The organism is Halovenus salina, from assembly GCF_026410925.1.
Lineage (GTDB): Archaea > Halobacteriota > Halobacteria > Halobacteriales > Haloarculaceae > Halovenus > Halovenus salina.
The window spans coordinates 115260-132010 of the sequence record NZ_CP112972.1; the positions used below are offsets into that span (position 1 = coordinate 115260).

A 16751-nucleotide genomic window follows, 5' to 3' on the forward strand; every position below is an offset into this window, starting at 1 on the left:
ACGGAGTGACGCCGTGGCTGCTCGGGACCAGCACACGGAAGCAGGTGTCGATCACAGCGGGCCTGTAAAACGGACACCTACCATCATACCTCCCCCTATCTCGCCACTGGTCAAAAAGATTGCGCTCGGAGAGCGGCTCTCTCAGGCGTCGACCACGAACGCCCGCGTGTCTGGGCTAATCGGATGTGTAAACTGAGCATCTGGGGGCCACCCGCCGACGGCATCGTTCGTAATCGAGACGGTGACTCTCCCGCCAGCACGGACAGTGAATCTGACTGGCTCGGGTCGCTCGGCATCTCCTGCCGTCGTACAGCGGAAGACGCCGTCCCTGTCGCCGCGGTTCTCGACTGTCAGTGCGAGTTCGGTCTCTCCCCTCTGGTCGACAATCTCGGCGGCGGCCAGGAAAAAGTCAGGACTGGGCTGGAATCTTTCGACGAGCGAGTCGGGAATTTGCCAGGAAACGTCTGTCAGCGCCGAGAACTGGATGCGAACCGACGACGGTGCGGCGGTCGGCACGGCGAAGGCGATATCAGTGCTGCCGCGTCGGTCTGCTCTCTCACTGGGGCTCAGATTTACCACCCGCGGTGTGCCCTGTGGCAGCTCTGGTGGCTCACCGTCGAGTAACAGCCCCAGATTCTCGACAGGGTTTTCGGCGATCACGCTTGTGGTATCCAGCCGAGCCACGAGAAACTGCGTGCCGTCGGGCTCGTAGACGCTGTTGCCGTCCTGTGGTGCAACCACAGACCGCTGTATGTCGGTTGCCGTCAGACGCATCGTCCCACCGTCCACTTCGGCGACGGTGCCGCTGGGGACGGTCTCCTCGTCGTTACTGATGGTTCCACCGACGGTGACTCGGCCAGTCTGGATATCGTCGTCGGTTCCGAGACAGCCAGCCGTTGCTGTCACCAGTCCGACACCTGTCGCCAGAAACGCCCGCCGATCCATACTCTCTGATTCCCGGACAGGACGAATATATCTGTCGTACGCGGTGGTCTCCACCCGACGGAAGCGTTCACTCCGGTGTGCTCCGACTCAGCTGCCCATCACGCGTGGAATCGACCGCGTCGGGGTCGCGTATCCAGAGGTCGCCGAAGATGTCGTCCTGTTCGAGGCGGAGGACTCCCCGGTGAGAGAGAAAGAGCAATCCGAGATAGGTCTCCACCCGCGACCCGCCGACGCCGGCGAGTTCCCTGAACAGCACTTCGGCACGGCCCTGTTCGTACTGCTCGCGGACAACAGCGCCGACATCCTCAATGATTGCGTCGATATCCTCGCCGTGTGTCTTCTCGGTCACCTCTGCTTCTGTCGGCTCGTCGTCCATCCGGAGCTGGTCGGCCGACCGGTAGTCGAGTTCCTGGGTGCCCCGGTCGTAGCGTTCGGGTGAATCGCTCGTGTCGTACTCGCGAGACTCCTTCCACCAGTTGTCGCGCTCCGCGTCCCGGAGGTCGCGAACGAGTTCGTCCAGTGTCTGTGGCATTCCCCGCGCACGCTTTCGCTCCAGTCGCCGGTCCATCTCTGCTTCGAGGGTCGAAAACGGGTCACTCTCCTCGGGTACGCTCTCGCCGTCCATCGCCTGCTCCCAGGGCTCGACCGGCTCCTCGTCTGGCTCGCCCTCGTCGAGTATCGCGTCGCTTTTCATCCGCAGGAGGACGCTCGCATAAAAAAGCGCGCGGCCCGAACTCCGGAGGTCGGCCTCATCGAGTCGGTCGAGGAACTTGTCAGTCACCTCGACGATGTCGATATCCCAGGGGTCGATAGCACCGTCTTCAGCCAGTTGGACCAGCACCTCGACAGGCTCGACCTCCTCTTCGTCTGGCTCCTCTGGGGGGCTCTCGTCTGCTGTCTCGGGCGCTGGCTGCTCGTCGCTGTCCTCTTCGCCGAGGAGGTCGCTCGCGCCGGACGGTCGCTCTCGGTCCTCGTGGCCGGCAATATCGAGCGGTACCTCCTCACTCACGCAACTCACCTCTAGTCATCCGCCGGCACCTCCTCGCTCCCCGAGAGGTCGATACCGGTCACCGCGGAGATGTTGTCGTCCTGCATCGTGACACCGATTGCCCGCTCCGAGCGGTCGAGCATCGCCGAGCGGTGCGAGACCACGACGAACTGTGCTTCGCCGGCGAGTTCGTCGACCATCTCGCCGACGAGTTCGGCGTTCGCCGCATCGAGGAACGCATCCACCTCGTCAAGTGCATAGAACGGGGCGGGGTTGTGTCGCTGGATGGCAAAGATGAACGCGAGCGCTGTCAGTGACTTTTCGCCGCCGCTCATGGCGTTGAGCCGCTGAATCGGCTTGTCGCCGGGCTGGGCTTTCATCGTCAGGCCGCCGTTGAAGGGGTCGTCCTCGTCTTCGAGATGGAGGCGACCCGTCCCGTTCGAGAGCCGCTCGAAGATATCGCGGAACTGTTCGTCGATTGCCTCGTAGGCGTCCATGAACGTCTCTTTCTTGCGTGCCTCGAAGGTGTCGATGCGCTCGCGGATTCCCTCTGCCTCCTCGACGAGTGTCGCCTTCCGCTCTCGGAGCTCGTCCAGGTCCTCTTTGACGCTGTCGTACTCCTCGATTGCAAGCATGTTGACCGGCTCCAGCGCCGTCATCTCACCTTCGAGGCGTGCAATTTCGGCCTCGACTTCCTCGTGGTCTGGGATCTCTTCGGGGTCGTAGTCGCCGACCTCGGCTTCGAGCTCCTCAATCTCCCAGTCGAGTGTCTCCCGTTCCTGTCTGAGTTCGCCGAGTTCGCTCTCGACGGCCGCGGCCTGCTCTCTGGCTTCGTCTCGCTCGCGCCGAGCGGTCTCGACCTCGTCGCGGAGCTCCTCGCGCTCTGCCTTGAGCTCTGCCAGCTCGGATTCGAGTTCGGCCACCTCGGCTTCTTTCTCGTCGAGTCGGTCGGATTTCTCGTCGATCTCTGTTTCGAGTTCGACTATTGTCTCCTCGGCCTCTGCCTTGCGCTCCTGGGCCGCCTCGATATCCTCGTTCAGCTCCTCGATTGCTTCTTCGGCGTACTCTTGTTCAAGCGAGAGCTGGCTGAGCTGGCCGTCGAGGTCGTCGATGCGGGCGTTCGCGTCGTCGATATCCTCTCGAATCGACTCGGCTTTGGCCGTCAGTTCCGGTAGCTCCGAATCCTCTACCTCTGCTTCGAGTTCTTCGATTGTCGACTGGATTGCCGCAATCTCCTCGTTTTGCTCGGCGATAGCCGCCTCCAGCTCGTCCATCTTCTCGGAGACTGCCTCACGCTCGGCCTCGATTTCGGCCAGCTCCTCGTTGAGCGTCTCGATACGGGCCTCTGTCTCCTCAATTTCGCTCTCGCGTTTCTCGATCTCGGACTCGATATCCCTGACTTGCTCTGCGGCCTCTGTCTCGCGGTCCCGTGCGTCTTCGAGGCGGTCTTCGAGTTCGCGAACCTCTGTCCGAATCGACTGGCGCTCGTCTTCGAGGTCGTTGATTCGGGCCGCGACCCGTTCGAGTTTGCCGTCGGTCCCCTCGAAGGAGTACCGCGACCCCTTCTTCGAGCCGCCGGTCATCGCGCCGGATTTCTCCACGAGGTCGCCGTCGAGCGTGACAATCCGGAACTCGCCCATCAGTTCGCGGGCGGTCTCGATGTCGTCGACGACGAGCGTATCACCCAGCACGTACGAGAAGATGCCGGCGTACTCCGAACCGAAGTCGACGAGGTTGTACGCGAAGTCGACGACACCGTCGTGATTCGGGAGCGAGGGCAGCGAGCGCTGGCGCATCTTCGTAATCGGCAGAAAGGTTGCCCGGCCAGCGTTGCGGGATTTGAGAAACTCGATGCAGCGCTGGCCGACCTGGTCGTCGTCGGTCACGACGTTTGCGAGTCGGCCACCAGCAGCGGTCTCACACGCGGTCGCGTACTGGTTCGAAACACTGCCGAGTTGGGCGACGGTACCGTGAACGCCGTCGATATCCGCGTTCAGAACTGTCGTCACCGCTCGGCCGTACGACCCCTCTGACTGGCCGGCCTTGGCCTCCAGCTCGGCGTACTCTTGTTGGGCCGCGTTGAGTTCATCCTCGATTTCGTCGAGGTCTGACTGTCGCTCGCGTTTCTCGATTCGGAGGTCGTCGACAACCTCGCCGATTGTCTCGTGGTTGTCTCTTGCCTTGTCGAGTTCCACTTCGAGGTCGTCGATATCCGCCTCCAGCTCGGGAATCCGCTCGCTGGCGGTCTCGATTGCCTCTTTTTTTTCGCGTTTCTCGGAGGACCGTCGGCGCGCCTCGTCGAGCAGTCGGTCCTGTTCGCGCTGGAGGTCGTTTTTCTCGGCTTTCGTCTCTTCGAGCTGTGTCTTTTTCTCCTGGAGTTCCTCTTTGACTTCCTCGAACTCCTCGCCGACCTCGTCGATGCGAGTCTCGACGGCTTCGAGAGACTCCTCTTTTTCCTGTACGTCGGCCGCAATCGAGGATTTCTCGACTTTCAGCTCTCGAATCTCGCTCTCGATTTCGTCGAGTTCTTCCTGCTTGCGGTCAACTTCGACGAAGGCCTGTTTGCGTTCGTTCTCGGCGTCCTCGATGCGCTCGCGCTGGTTCTCGATTCTGTCTTCGAGCCGGGCAATGTCGCCCTTTATCTCCTCCATCTCGCGTTTGAGCGCGAGCTGTTCGTCCTCGCCTTTCCGCTCGATTTCGCCGTTGAGGTGTTCCAGGTCACTCTCTACGCGCATTAACTCGCCCTGGCGCTCGTCGAGTGTCGCCTGGCGTTTTTCGAGTGTCTCCGCGGTCTCCGCGATTTGCTCTTCTAGCTCCTCGCGGTCGGCGCGCTTGTCTTCGAGTTCCGCGGCCTTCCGGTAGCTCTCGTAGGTCCCCTTTTGCTCGCGGAGTTCCTGATACTGGAGTGCCGTCTGGCGTTCATCTTCGAGCTGGTCGAGGCGCTCTGTCTTCTCCTCGATACGGAGGTCTGCCTCGTCGATGCGCTCTTCGACGACATCGAGTTCCTCGAAAGCAGCCTCCTTTTTCTCGTCGAACTGCGCGACGCCGGCAATCTCGTCGATTATCTCCCGACGAGAGCCTGGTGTCATGTTGATGATTTCGGTAACGTCGCCCTGCATCACGACGTTGTATCCTTCGGGAGTGATGCCTGCCTGTGCGAGCAGGTCCTGGATGTCGGAGAGATTGACTGACCGGCCGTTGATGTAGTAATATGAGTAGTAGTTCTCCTCGGTCTCTTTGACTCGGCGTTTGACCGTTATCTCGTCGACATCGCCGACGTCGTCGCTCCCGGCGGCGTTGACCACCTGGGCGCGGCTGAGCGTTCGGTTCGCGTTGTCCATCACGACCTCGACACTCGCCTCTCGCTGGCCCTGGAAGGATTCGCCCTCCTGATGGCCGGGGTTGTAGATGAGGTCAGTCAGCTTCTCGGCCCGGATGCCAGAGGTACGTGCGAGGCCAAGGGCGAACAGAACGGAGTCGATGACGTTCGACTTTCCCGACCCGTTCGGACCGGTCACAGTGGTAAAGTCCTCGTAAAACGGGATGCGAGTCTTCCGGCCGAAACTCTTGAAATTGTCGAGGACGAGCTCTTTGATATACATAGGGGTGCTCGCGGCGGAGCGTCGGCCTTAGGCGACGATAATATCGCTGTCCGACTCCTCCGTGTTATCTTCCTCCTCGGCGGCCTCGGTTTTAGTTGCTTCGTCTGCCTCCGGCGATTGGATTGTCTCGGTGCTTGTCTGTTCACTCTCAGTCTCCGGGACGAATCCGAGCTCGTCGTCGACTGCGTTCTCTAACTCCCGCAGTCGGACCTTGCACTCGACGAGCTCGTCAGTCAACCCTTCGACAGAGGCCTCAAGTTCCTGAACGCGCGCTTCCAGTTCCTCGACTCTGTTGCCACACATAGTAATGACAGTATCTGCCACTCCACATAAACGTACGTCAGACAAAACCCTCTTTTCTTACATTTCCTCCGGCACGGTCGGCTCAGTGGTTGTGGTCGTGACCATCGCCATCGAAGCTTCCGCCGGCGACGAGCGCGTCGTGGTCGCCCTCTATCATGTCCAAGTTCTTGAGGGTATCTCGCTCCTCGAAGTCGGCGACGGCGTCGACGAGGTCCTGTTGGGTGAGTGTCGTCCGCTCCTCGGTGAGTGCCTCGAGGACGGCTTCCCGGAGCACCAGACGCAGGTCGCTGCCGGTCAGTCCCTCGGTCAACTCCGCGAGCTCTTCGGGCTCGAAATCGACGATTTCCATGTCTCGTGTGACGATTTCGAGGATGCCTGCCCGCATCGGCGCGTCGGGTTTGGGGAAGTTCACAATCTCGTCGAAGCGCCGCCAGGCAGCCGCGTCGAGCTGGTCTGGGTGGTTGGTCGCGCCGATGAGCAACACCTCGTCGCGGATAAGTGATACTTCGTCGATACTCTTGAGAAGTGTGTTGACTGCACGCTTGATTGCGGCGTGCTCGTCGCTCGCACGCGTCTTCGCCACGAAATCGAACTCGTCGATGAAGAGAATACACGGAGAGAGTCGCTTGGCGACCTCGAAGGTCTTCTCGACGTTTTTGGCTGTTTCGCCGAGGTACTGGCTGGTAATCATCGAGAGCTTCACCTCGACAGAGGGGAGGCCAAGCTTGCTCGCCAGTGCGCGTGCGACCGATGTCTTCCCGGTGCCGGGTGGCCCGACAAACAGCAGCTTGCCGATTTCCCGGAGGCCGATGTTCGCCAGGTACTCGCGGTGTTCGATTGCCTTGACGATTTTCTGAATCTCGCCCTCCTGTTCGCCCGTGAGGATGATATCGTCGAGTGTCATCTCGATTTCTTCGGGCGCACGCACGTCGACGAGGTCGAGCATCTCGTCTTCCTCATCCTCGTCGAAGTACTCATCCAGCAGTGCGTCGATGAAGGCCCGGTCGGCTCTCGCTGGGCGATTTTTCTCTCGGGCGTGGACGTGGCTCACGTCCCGGTCGTCCTCGTATGCCGCCGTGAGAACGGGATTCTCTTCGAGGTCGTCGTCCTCGACGCGGTCGAGATACCAGTCCCGGGCCATCGACCGGTCGGTGAACTGGATCTCTCCGGTGAAGTCGTCGTAGTCGGTGAACATGAGCCCCGAAACCGCTTCCCATGGGTGTGAGGCCCCTGTGGCCTTTGCTACCGTATCGACAGTGACCGCCAGCGGCCGCTCGATGGTCCCCTCGCTCCAGAACGGCGTCCGGTAGGCGGGCGGAAGGTCGTCCGGGTCGAGTTCATCGTCCTCGTTGTAGGTGAGTGCAGTCAACACGAACTCGACGACGGCGAAGTCCGAATCAGTCATCCCGACGAGACTAGTCACCGGGTAGGAATAAGTCAATCGAAGCGCGTGGCACAGGCCAAAGCGAATTCACTTACACAGGGGGCCCATCACGACAACTATGGGCACGAGACAGACTGCCGCCGAGGTTGCTGTCGTCGACTATGGGCTGGGAAATCTCCGAAGTGTGACCCGAGGACTCGAACGCGCTGGGGCAGCGGTCGACGTGACCGACGACCGTGACGCGATTGCCGGGGCCGATGGAATCGTTTTGCCGGGCGTTGGTGCGTTCAGCGAAGGGATGGAGAATGCCGGTCCCTTCCGGGACCTGCTCGTTGAGGAAGCGAACGCCGGAACGCCACTCTTTGGTATCTGTCTGGGGATGCAGATGTTGCTGACCACCAGCGAGGAGGCCGACCACGCAGGCGAGGGCGAGGCACGCGGCCTCGATTTGATTCCCGGAACCAACCGCCGATTCCCCGACACGGTCAAGGTTCCACAGATGGGCTGGAACCGCCTCTCGAATCAGCGCGACCACCCACTCGTGGCCGGTGGGAGTGCCGACCGAAACGTCGACGACGAGTACGCCTACTTCGTCCACTCGTACTATGCCGACCCCGAGGACGAACACGCCGTCGTTGCGACGACGGACTACGGGATCGATTTCCCGAGTGTCATCGCAAACGAGGCGGGCAACGTCTTTGGCACCCAGTTCCACCCCGAGAAGTCGGGCGAAACCGGGCTCCAGATTCTCCGAAACTTCGTCGACCTCTGTGCCGACGGGCGGTGACCGGACCCCGGACCTAGGCCGCCCTCGCTAGAGCAATCTTTATTTACTTATCCCAAATTTAATTGAACTAATGCGAGCAATCTCAGTTGCGTGGGGGAGCGGTCGGGTATGACCGCGGATACCCTCGCTCGACACGCGGCCAGCAGTCCAGAACAGGACCCGGTATCAGACCCGGTCTATGCGATCGGCGTCGGGCCAGGAAACGAGGCGTTTCTGACACAGCGCACCCAGCAGTGTGTCGCCGAGGCAGACGTTATCGTCGGCTTCGACACGGTCGTCGACAGAGTCGCGGACATCGGCGACGCGGAGATACTCCGGTGTTCGTACGACGACCAGACAGAGCGCCTGGCCGAGTTCGCCGAACGGGTCGCTGCCGGCCAGCGCGGCGTCGCCGCCCTCTGGGGAGACCCGAATATCTCTGGCTATCAGTTTCTCGGCCGCGTCGAGCGGGCGGTCGACCGACCGGTTCGGGTTGTGCCCGGTATCTCGTCGGTACAGATTGCGGCCTCCCGGTCCCGGATTCCGTTCGAGTACGCTACCTTCGCCAGCCTCCACCGCCGCGGGGAGTTGACCGGCGAGTTCGACCGACTCGCCGAGGCACTCGGTCGCGGCCGACATCTGCTCGTCATTGTCAGACCGTACGACTGGATGCCCCCGGAGATTGCCCGAGCGCTTCTGGACCGTGGTGCTGACCCCGATACGACCGCACTGGTCTTGGAAGAGCTGACACTTCCGGACGAATCAATCGAGGAGACGACGCTAGCAGCTCTCGCGGCGGTCGAACAGACAGCACAAGACCGATACTCCGACCGGACGATACTGACAGTACGAGCGACTCACAGCGATGACTGAACACGACAACGACGCGACGCAGGGAGAGGGAACCGAGTCGAGTCTCGACGACCGGGAGATTCGTCCGGACGCCCCAGAGAAGTTTGGCCTCGTCCAGGCCTGGTGGGGCGACGGAAAGGGCAAGACAACAGCCGCGCTTGGGATGGCGTTCCGGGCAGCCGGCCACGGCTACCGCGTCCACGTCCTGCAGTTCATGAAAGGCGGGACCGGAAGCGTGGAGGACGTTCGCGGCGAGTACAACGCTATCGCAGCGATGCCCGCCATCTCCTACGAGAACGCGGGCCACTACGGCTGGCACGGCCGCCTCGACGACTCCAGTGACGACGACCACGAGCGCGAGGCCAAACAGGGGTTAGAGCGTGCCCGTGACCTTGTCGATGCTGCGGGAGAGGCCGACCTGAGCGAGCCGCTCGAACTCGGCGGCGACCCCGACGACGGCGTCCACATGCTGGTGCTCGACGAGATTCTGTACGCGGCCAATCGCGGCCTCATCAGCCCCGACAGCGTGCTCGATCTCGTCGAGGGGAAACCCTCGAATCTCGAACTCGTCGTGACCGGAAGCCACAAGAAACCCGACTACCTCTACGACCACGCAGACCTCGTCACCGAAGTAGGCAAAGAAAAACATCCCTTCTCGTCGGGGCACCGAGCCAGAAAAGGGACGGAGTTCTGAGGAGGGATGGCCGAGACACTGCTGGTCGCAGGGACCGCAAGTCACGTCGGCAAGAGCACCGTCGTCGCCGGCCTCTGTCGACTGCTCGCCGACGCTGGCGTGGATGTCGCCCCGTTCAAAGCCCAGAACATGAGCAACAACGCTCGGGCCGTGGTTTCCGGCGACGACTGGGGAGAAATCGGCGTCTCCCAGTACGTCCAGGCCCGGGCCGCTGGCATCACGCCGACGACAGACCTGAATCCAGTGTTGTTGAAGCCCCGCGGCGACACCGAGAGCCAGCTCGTGCTCGACGGCGAGGCTGTCGGCCATTACGACGCCGGGTCGTACTACGAGCGCCACTGGGAGGAAGCACTGGAGGCCGCCGTCGACGCATACAATCGTCTCGCGGCCGAACACGAGGTAATTGTCGCAGAAGGCGCGGGCAGTATCGCAGAAATTAACCTCCACGACCGGGACCTGGCGAACGTCGAAACGGCACGGTTCGCAGACGCGTCGGTCCTTCTGGTCGGCGATATCGAGCGCGGCGGCGTCTTCGCCAGCCTCTATGGCACACTCGAACTGCTCCCCGAGGACCTGCGCGACCGCGTCGCCGGAACCCTGATAACGAAGTTCCGTGGCGACCCGACGCTGCTGGAGCCCGGTATCGAGGAACTCGAATCGTTGACCGGGGTCCCGGTCGTCGGCGTCCTCCCCTACAAGGACCCCGGGCTGCCGGCGGAGGACAGCGTCTCTCTGCCTCCTGAAGGACAGCGAGCCGTTCGCGGCGAGGACGACTACCCTCCCGCGCAGTCGGTCACCGTCGGCGTCCCGCGGCTGCCACACATCTCGAATTTCACCGACATGGAGCCGCTCCGGAACGCGCCGGGAGTCCGAGTCGCCTATCTGCCCCTGTACACACCGTCGCTCGACGCCGACGCGGTCGTCATCCCCGGCACCAAGAACACTGTCGACGACCTGCTCGCCCTAAAGGCGGCGGGCTTCGACGAGCACCTGACGGCATTCGAGGGGCCGATAGTGGGAATTTGTGGCGGGTATCAGATGCTCGGGAGAGAGATTACCAACGCCGCCGTCGAATCGACCGCGGCTCACGACCGCGTCGAGGGACTTGGACTGTTGCCTGTGAAGACGAGATTCCAATCTGACAAGGCGGTCAGACAGACGACCGTCTCCGTCGAGGGGACCGGACCAATCGCCGGCGCGACCGGGAGAGCCACCGGCTACGAGATTCACATGGGCCGAACGACGCAACTGACAGACGCAGCGGAGCCACTTGACGATGGGAGTACCGCCACGGAGTCGGTGCTCGGAACGTACCTGCACGGTCTTTTCGAGAACCGCGCCATCCGGGAGGCGTTTCTCGACGTGGTCTTCGAGCGTGCGAACAAAGAGCGACCAGCCACCGCCGAAAACCGAGAGTCACCGTACGACGCCGCCGCGGCGCTCGTCTCCGATATCGACAGCGACTGGCTCGCGGCGGAGTTGGGGTATCCGGCAGACGGGACGGTGAGTCCGACGTGACCCGAGAGATTGCCGTCAGCTTCGACCTCTTCGGGACGCTCGTCGCAGTCGAGCGACCGGAGGAGCCAGCCGCACTGGTCGCCCGGGAGCTACAGGCCCGCGGGGTAGATGTGCCCGAGGACTGGCAACGCCGGTACCGCCAGCCCCAGATAAATGCACCACCCGGGGCTGAAGTCTCGATGCCCGAACACGTCCGGGCGACACTGACCGAAAGTGCCGTCGAGACACCGCCCGAATCGGCTGACGTCATCGAGGAGGCAGTCCTCGCTGCCTTCAAGACGGACGTAACAACACGTGAGGGTGCCGTCGAGGCGGTCCGCACGCTCCGGGACCGATATCCGGTTGGCATCCTCTCGAACTGTAGCGTTCCGGGGCTGGTCGAGTACACACTCTCGAAGTCTGCCCTGGAGGCAAGTCTGTTCGACACAGTGGTGACGAGCGTCGACTGTGGTTGGCGCAAGCCGGACGAACGCGCCTTCGAGGCCGTCGCCCGAGAACTCAGTGTCGCTCCGTCGAGCCTGGTCCATGTCGGTGACAACCCCGAGACGGACGGTGGGGCGGACGCGGTCGGTGCGACTGTGGCGCTCGTAGACGAGCACTCCCTGGATTCGCTGCCAGCGTTTATCAGGGATGGCCGACCAAACAACCCGTAACGAGATACCGATGGCTGTCGAAACTCCGACCGAGATATTCCGGGCGCTTGGCTCACCGGCGACAGCGCTCGCTCTCGCGTTTCTGCTCGACGTGACGGTCTCGGAGTTTCCTGAGCGAGTCCATCCTGTCGTCTGGTTTGGACGCGTCGTCGGGCGCTTCGATAGGGAGTGGCGACGGCCGCGGGCGACCGGCTTGGTTCTGGCCGTGGCGTTGCCACTCGCGGCTGGCGGTACACTGGCGGCCCTGACTGCTATCGCGTTCCGGGCTGGTGCCGTTTTCGGCACCGCCGTCGCGGCGCTCGCGCTGTTCAGCACGTTCAGCTACCGGATGTTGCTGTCGAGGGCGAGCGAGGTAATAGCGCTGACAGAGTCAAACGCCGAGACTGCCCGGGATAACGTCCACGCGTTGGTGGGTCGTGACGCCGACTCACTCTCGCCGGAGCAACTCCGGAGTGCCGCCGTCGAAAGCGCTGCCGAAAACCTGGCCGACGGACTTGTCGGCCCGGTGCTCGCCTTCGCTGCAGGGTCACAGCTATCACTTGCCGTCGGCGTCGGCGCGGCGGCGACACTCAAGGCAATCAATACGATGGACTCGATGCTCGGCTACCACTCCAAGCCTGTCGGGTCGGCGGCCGCCCGGCTCGACGACCTTGTGATGTGGCTTCCGGCACGGGCAAGTGCCGTCTTGCTCGCGCTCGCAGCCTGGGACCCCGGTGCTGTCGGCCGCGGCCGGCCGTGGGCCGACAGGCCTGCCTCACCGAACTCCGGGTGGCCGATGGCGACGCTCGCGGCCGCGGCAAGCGTCAAACTCTCGAAGCCGGGCGCGTACACGCTGAACGAAATCGCCCGCTACCCGACTGTCGAGCAGGCAAACAGCTGTCTCCGAGTCGTCGCCATCGCGGGAGTCCTGGCCGTCGCGGCCGCCGCCGTCCTCGCTCGTGCGGAGGTGATGGTGTGGCTCTGAGTGCACTCCGGGGTGCGTTTGGGTTCCTGACGCGGATTCCGGTTGGCCACGACGAGCGTGCCTGGACTGCGTTCAGGGAGTCTCCTGTCACATTTCCCCTGGCCGGGTACGCAATCGGCGGGCTGGCGGGGCTGGCACTGTTCGTTCCAGCACCCGACCCGACTGTCGCGGCCATCTACGTGGCCTGGCTCTACCTGCTCACCGGCATCACGCATATCGACGGGCTGGCTGACCTGGGTGATGCCCTGGTCGTCCACGGGTCGGCCGAGACGCGCCGCGAGGTGCTGAAAGATACGACCGTCGGCGTGGGCGCGGTCGTCGCCGTGGCCGTTCTCGTTACTTCCCTGGCATCCGCGGCGGTCTCACTGGCTGTTGACCCCCGCGCTGGGCTGGGACTGGTGATCGCTGCGGAGGTGTCCGCGAAGCTCGGGATGTCGACACTCGTCTGTGTGGGCACCGCGACACACGAGGGGATGGCCGCAACGCTGACCGCAGAATCCTCGCCTCGCGACCTCGTACTGCCTACCGTCGTTGCCCTCCCAGCCGCGGCGGCAACGTGGCCACATCCGGCCGCAGGCGTTTCCCTCGTTACCGGGCTGGTCTCGGTGACTGTCGTTTTCCGGGTGGCGCGTCGTCGCCTCGGTGGCGTCAACGGCGACGTGTTCGGCGCGGCAAACGAGATAGCCCGGGTCGTCGCACTGCATGCGGGGGTGATTGCGTGGACGCAGTTGTGATGTGTGGCGGTCGGGGGACTCGACTCGACGCGTCCGTCGAGAAGCCGCTGTACGAAATCGGCGACGAGCCGATGGTCTGTCGGGTTCTCGCCGCGCTCGAAGCCAGCTCGGTCGACGGTGTCTACGGCGCGGTCTCTCCGGCGACACCCGCGACCCGAAACACGCTCGCCGCTGAGTCAGTCAGCGTCGTTGAGACGGAAGGGACCGGCTACGTCGAGGACCTCCAGCACGTCCTCGAAGAGATCGAGACACCTGTGCTGACCGTCGCTGCCGACCTTCCGCTGCTCGACGAAGAGGCTGTCGACCGCGTGCTAGCGGCTCACGAAGACAGCTCACTCAGCGTCTACACGCCCACGGCCCTGAAGGCGTCCCTTGGCCTGAGCTACGATATCACCGTCGAGAGAAACGGGCATAATCTCGTTCCGAGCGGGATTAACATCGTCGACGATAGAGAGGACAACATGTACGTGACCGAAGACAGCAGATTCGCCGTGAACGTGAACAGACAGCAAGACGGACAGATAGCGGAGGCGTTGCTGTGACGTTCGTCCTGGTGGGCGGGTCGACCGCGACAGCGACAATTGACGGTATCAGCGCCGCGGGAGCCAACCCGGCGCTCACGTATCATACCCCCGCCGTAGACCTCGAACTTGTGACCTATGGCCGCCCGGTGTTCTCGGATATCCTGCCGATGAGTCCGACTGGCTGCCCGACTCCCGCACTCATCACCCGTGGCGTCCGGAACCTCCTCGGATTCGAGACCGTCGCGATCGAGGCGGGGCTGGCCGTCGATACTGCCGCACCGACAATTTCAGTCGGTGATAGCCCGGGGGCAGACATCCGCGAAGCCGAGGCCGTGCCAGACGCCGAGGAACTGTTCGACCGCGCCAGTGCGGTCGGCCGTGCGCTCTCCGAGGAGCGCGTTTTCATCGGCGAAAGCGTTCCCGGCGGGACGACGACAGCGCTCGGCGTCATGCGGGCGCTTGGTGAGCCGTACGGCGTCTCCTCCTCGCTCCCGGAGAATCCGCTCGGCCGGAAAGCCGAAGTCGTTGAGGCGGGCCTCGAATCGAGCGCTGTCGGCTACGGGGACGCAGCTGGCGACCCACTGGAGGCAGTTCGGCTGGTCGGCGACCCGGTCATGCCGACTGTGATGGGTGTGGCGGCCGGCGCGCTCGACTCGGGGACGGCAGTGACGTTGGCGGGTGGGACCCAGATGGTCGCCGCCGCCGCGTTGCTCAGACACCTCGGGGTGGAGGCGGACCTCTCGCTCGCGACGACAGTCTTCGTCGACGAGGACACCGAGGACCTGCAGGACGCGACGGACGCCCTCGACATCGATCTGACGGTGACCGACCCCAGGTTCGACCAGACAGACCACGTCGCAATGAGACAATACTGCCAGGGAGAAGCCAAAGAGGGCGTCGGCATGGGGGGTGCACTGGCGTTCGCAGCAGAACGTGAGGCCCCGATGAGCGATGTGCGTGGACACATCGAAGAGGTGTACGACGAACTCACCGACGACAGAGGGGAGCCGGATGGACCCTGATGCCGTCGATGGTGTCGAGCGCGTCGAACACGGCGGGAAGACTGGCGTGCTGGATTTCAGTGCGAACACGAATCCGGAGAGCCCGGAGGGTGTAGCGGAGGTATATCAGTCGGCACTCGGGGCAGCGCGGTCGTACCCACAGGACCCGCCAGCAGCGTTCTGCGAGGCCGCCGCCGACTACGTGGACTGTGCGAGCAATGCCGTCGTGCCGACGCCTGGGGGACTGGCCGGGATGCGACTGGCGATGGAGGTGTCACTCCAGTCAGGGGACTCGGTTCTGCTTCCAGCACCGAGCTTCGGCGAGTACAGCCGCGAGGTTCGCCTCCAGGGAGCAACTCCCGTCTTTGTCGACCACGACGCGATACTCGACGCTGACCCGAGCGAGCATGCAATGGTCATTATCTGTCACCCGAACAATCCGACCGGCGAAGTGTACGACGACACGGCGCTTCGTGCGTTCGCGGCCCGCTGTCGCGACCATGACACGGTCTTGCTCGTCGACGAGGCGTTTCTCGACTTTACCGACCACCCCTCATTGGCCGGAGAAAACGGGGTCGTCGTCGCCCGATCGTTGACCAAGATGTTCGGACTGCCGGGCATCCGTGCCGGCTTTCTGGCTGCAACCGGAACGACCCGCGAGCGACTCGGGATTGCTCGACAGACCTGGAATCTTGGCGCTCCGGCGGTCGCTGTCGGCGAGTACTGCATGGGCCGGCGGGAGTTCGTCGAACAGACACGCCAACGGGTTCGAACAGAACGCGAACGACTGACGACAGAGCTCGGCGAACAGTTCGACGTGTTCGACTCCGACGCCCCGTTTTTGTTGCTGGACGTGGGTGAGCGGTCTGTCGATAGAGTGCTCGAAGCGACCAGAGCCGAGGGAATCGCGGTCCGTGACGCGCGAACCTTCCGGGGACTCGATTCTCACATCAGAGTCGCGGTGCGTCTCCCGTCCGAGAACGACCGACTGTGTGAGGTGCTCGGTGATGTTTGAGGCCACCGTTCGAGCGGAGGTGCTTCAGTTGGCCCGAGACGGGACGCGCTGGCTGTCGAGTGGATACGACGGCGGCATCACCGAGGCAGACGCTGCGTACAATATTTCGGTCCCCGAAGGCTGGGGGCGAACAGACCTCGACGAGTACGTCTCGAAACGCCGGAAAAGGGCCGAATTCACCGAGGTGGGGCCGGCGCTTCTCACCGGTGTCGACCTCGACCACGCGCGGGGGGCACGACACGGCCCCGTTGTGGTCTACGCCACGGCCGGAATATCGAACCCTGCGGCGCTGCCGGTCGACTCCTCGGCGACCGATGTCAGCGGAGAAGAGACCCCCGAGACGCCGCCGGGGACAGTCAACCTCATCGTCGGCACGACGAGAGCGCTCGGCGACGGCGCGCTCGCCAACCTGCTTGCGGTCGTCGCGGAGGCAAAGAGCGCGACGCTTGTGGCCGAGGCCGGTTTCCCCGGGACAACGACCGATGCTGTGGTCGTCGCGACCGACCCTGATGGCGAGCCAGCAGAGTACACCGGCTCGGCAACCGAGGTCGGTTCGGCGGCCCGGGCCTGCACACGGAGTGCTGTTTTGGCGAGTCTCCGCTCGCGATATCCCGACCGGGACTACCCCGAACGCGTCGAGGACGCAGCGTACGGCGTTCGGACAACAATCCAGCCGACCCCCTTCCGTCTCTGAGGGGTCGAAGAAAACTACTACAACCCGGGTGGACGAAACCCGACCATGGAACGCAGCGAGGCGACGCCAACGACCGGCCGCTCGCCGCCCGGGGATACGCTCGACGGAGGCGAC

At 63.4% G+C, this 16751-nt stretch carries 16 protein-coding genes; 11 read left to right on the plus strand and 5 right to left on the minus strand.

What is annotated here, in order from left to right:
* Positions 1 to 141 precede the first annotated feature (141 nt).
* The 5 genes from OSC37_RS00605 to OSC37_RS00625 all read right to left on the minus strand — a co-directional run bounded on the left by OSC37_RS00605 (position 142) and on the right by OSC37_RS00625 (position 7243).
* Positions 142 to 945, minus strand: a complete 804-nt coding sequence (locus OSC37_RS00605; RefSeq protein WP_267162666.1) for a hypothetical protein — start codon at positions 943 to 945, stop codon at positions 142 to 144.
* A gap of 67 nt (positions 946 to 1012) precedes the next feature.
* Positions 1013 to 1954: a segregation/condensation protein A gene (locus OSC37_RS00610; RefSeq protein WP_267162667.1), complete on the minus strand. Its 942-nt coding sequence runs from the start codon at positions 1952 to 1954 to the stop codon at positions 1013 to 1015.
* 11 nt (positions 1955 to 1965) lie between these two features.
* On the minus strand, positions 1966 to 5535 hold the full coding sequence (gene smc / locus OSC37_RS00615) for a chromosome segregation protein SMC (RefSeq protein ID WP_267162668.1): 3570 nt from the start codon (positions 5533 to 5535) through the stop codon (positions 1966 to 1968).
* Positions 5536 to 5562: 27 nt separating this feature from the next.
* Positions 5563 to 5838: a DUF7518 family protein gene (locus OSC37_RS00620; protein ID WP_267162669.1), complete on the minus strand. Its 276-nt coding sequence runs from the start codon at positions 5836 to 5838 to the stop codon at positions 5563 to 5565.
* A gap of 82 nt (positions 5839 to 5920) precedes the next feature.
* Positions 5921 to 7243, minus strand: coding sequence for an ATP-binding protein (locus OSC37_RS00625; protein WP_267162670.1), 1323 nt, complete (start codon positions 7241 to 7243; stop codon positions 5921 to 5923).
* 97 nt (positions 7244 to 7340) lie between these two features.
* On the opposite strand from OSC37_RS00625, the gene hisH reads away from it, so the two are divergent.
* The 11 genes from hisH (at position 7341) to OSC37_RS00680 (ending at position 16637) form a co-directional block, all read left to right on the plus strand.
* Positions 7341 to 8009, plus strand: a complete 669-nt coding sequence (gene hisH, locus OSC37_RS00630; protein WP_267162671.1) for an imidazole glycerol phosphate synthase subunit HisH — start codon at positions 7341 to 7343, stop codon at positions 8007 to 8009.
* 108 nt (positions 8010 to 8117) lie between these two features.
* The gene (locus OSC37_RS00635; protein WP_267162672.1) at positions 8118 to 8861 is read left to right on the plus strand and encodes a cobalt-precorrin-7 (C(5))-methyltransferase; all 744 of its coding nucleotides are present in this window, start codon (positions 8118 to 8120) and stop codon (positions 8859 to 8861) included.
* Positions 8854 to 9534 carry a cob(I)yrinic acid a,c-diamide adenosyltransferase gene (locus OSC37_RS00640; protein ID WP_267162673.1) on the plus strand — a complete coding sequence of 227 codons (681 nt, stop codon included), beginning with the start codon at positions 8854 to 8856 and terminating at the stop codon, positions 9532 to 9534. The genes OSC37_RS00635 and OSC37_RS00640 overlap by 8 nt, the downstream gene beginning before the upstream one ends.
* Before the next feature lie 6 nt (positions 9535 to 9540).
* Positions 9541 to 11052, plus strand: a complete 1512-nt coding sequence (locus OSC37_RS00645; RefSeq protein ID WP_267162674.1) for a cobyric acid synthase — start codon at positions 9541 to 9543, stop codon at positions 11050 to 11052.
* Between the two features lie 8 nt (positions 11053 to 11060).
* Positions 11061 to 11705 (plus strand): HAD family hydrolase, encoded by a 645-nt coding sequence (locus OSC37_RS00650; RefSeq protein ID WP_382186692.1) that lies wholly within the window; start codon positions 11061 to 11063, stop codon positions 11703 to 11705.
* Between the two features lie 10 nt (positions 11706 to 11715).
* On the plus strand, positions 11716 to 12669 hold the full coding sequence (gene cbiB / locus OSC37_RS00655; protein WP_267162676.1) for an adenosylcobinamide-phosphate synthase CbiB: 954 nt from the start codon (positions 11716 to 11718) through the stop codon (positions 12667 to 12669).
* Positions 12660 to 13403, plus strand: a complete 744-nt coding sequence (gene cobS / locus OSC37_RS00660; protein ID WP_267162677.1) for an adenosylcobinamide-GDP ribazoletransferase — start codon at positions 12660 to 12662, stop codon at positions 13401 to 13403. Before cbiB ends, cobS begins: the two co-directional genes overlap by 10 nt.
* On the plus strand, positions 13403 to 13945 hold the full coding sequence (locus OSC37_RS00665; RefSeq protein ID WP_267164135.1) for an NTP transferase domain-containing protein: 543 nt from the start codon (positions 13403 to 13405) through the stop codon (positions 13943 to 13945). The genes cobS and OSC37_RS00665 overlap by 1 nt, the downstream gene beginning before the upstream one ends.
* Complete coding sequence (gene cobT / locus OSC37_RS00670) at positions 13942 to 14949, plus strand: nicotinate mononucleotide-dependent phosphoribosyltransferase CobT (protein WP_267162678.1); 1008 nt, start codon at positions 13942 to 13944, stop codon at positions 14947 to 14949. Before OSC37_RS00665 ends, cobT begins: the two co-directional genes overlap by 4 nt.
* Positions 14939 to 15943, plus strand: a complete 1005-nt coding sequence (locus tag OSC37_RS00675; protein ID WP_267162679.1) for a threonine-phosphate decarboxylase — start codon at positions 14939 to 14941, stop codon at positions 15941 to 15943. The genes cobT and OSC37_RS00675 overlap by 11 nt, the downstream gene beginning before the upstream one ends.
* Entirely contained in the window at positions 15936 to 16637 is a 702-nt protein-coding gene (locus OSC37_RS00680) for an adenosylcobinamide amidohydrolase (protein ID WP_267162680.1), read from the plus strand. The genes OSC37_RS00675 and OSC37_RS00680 overlap by 8 nt, the downstream gene beginning before the upstream one ends.
* Positions 16638 to 16751: the final 114 nt, after the last annotated feature.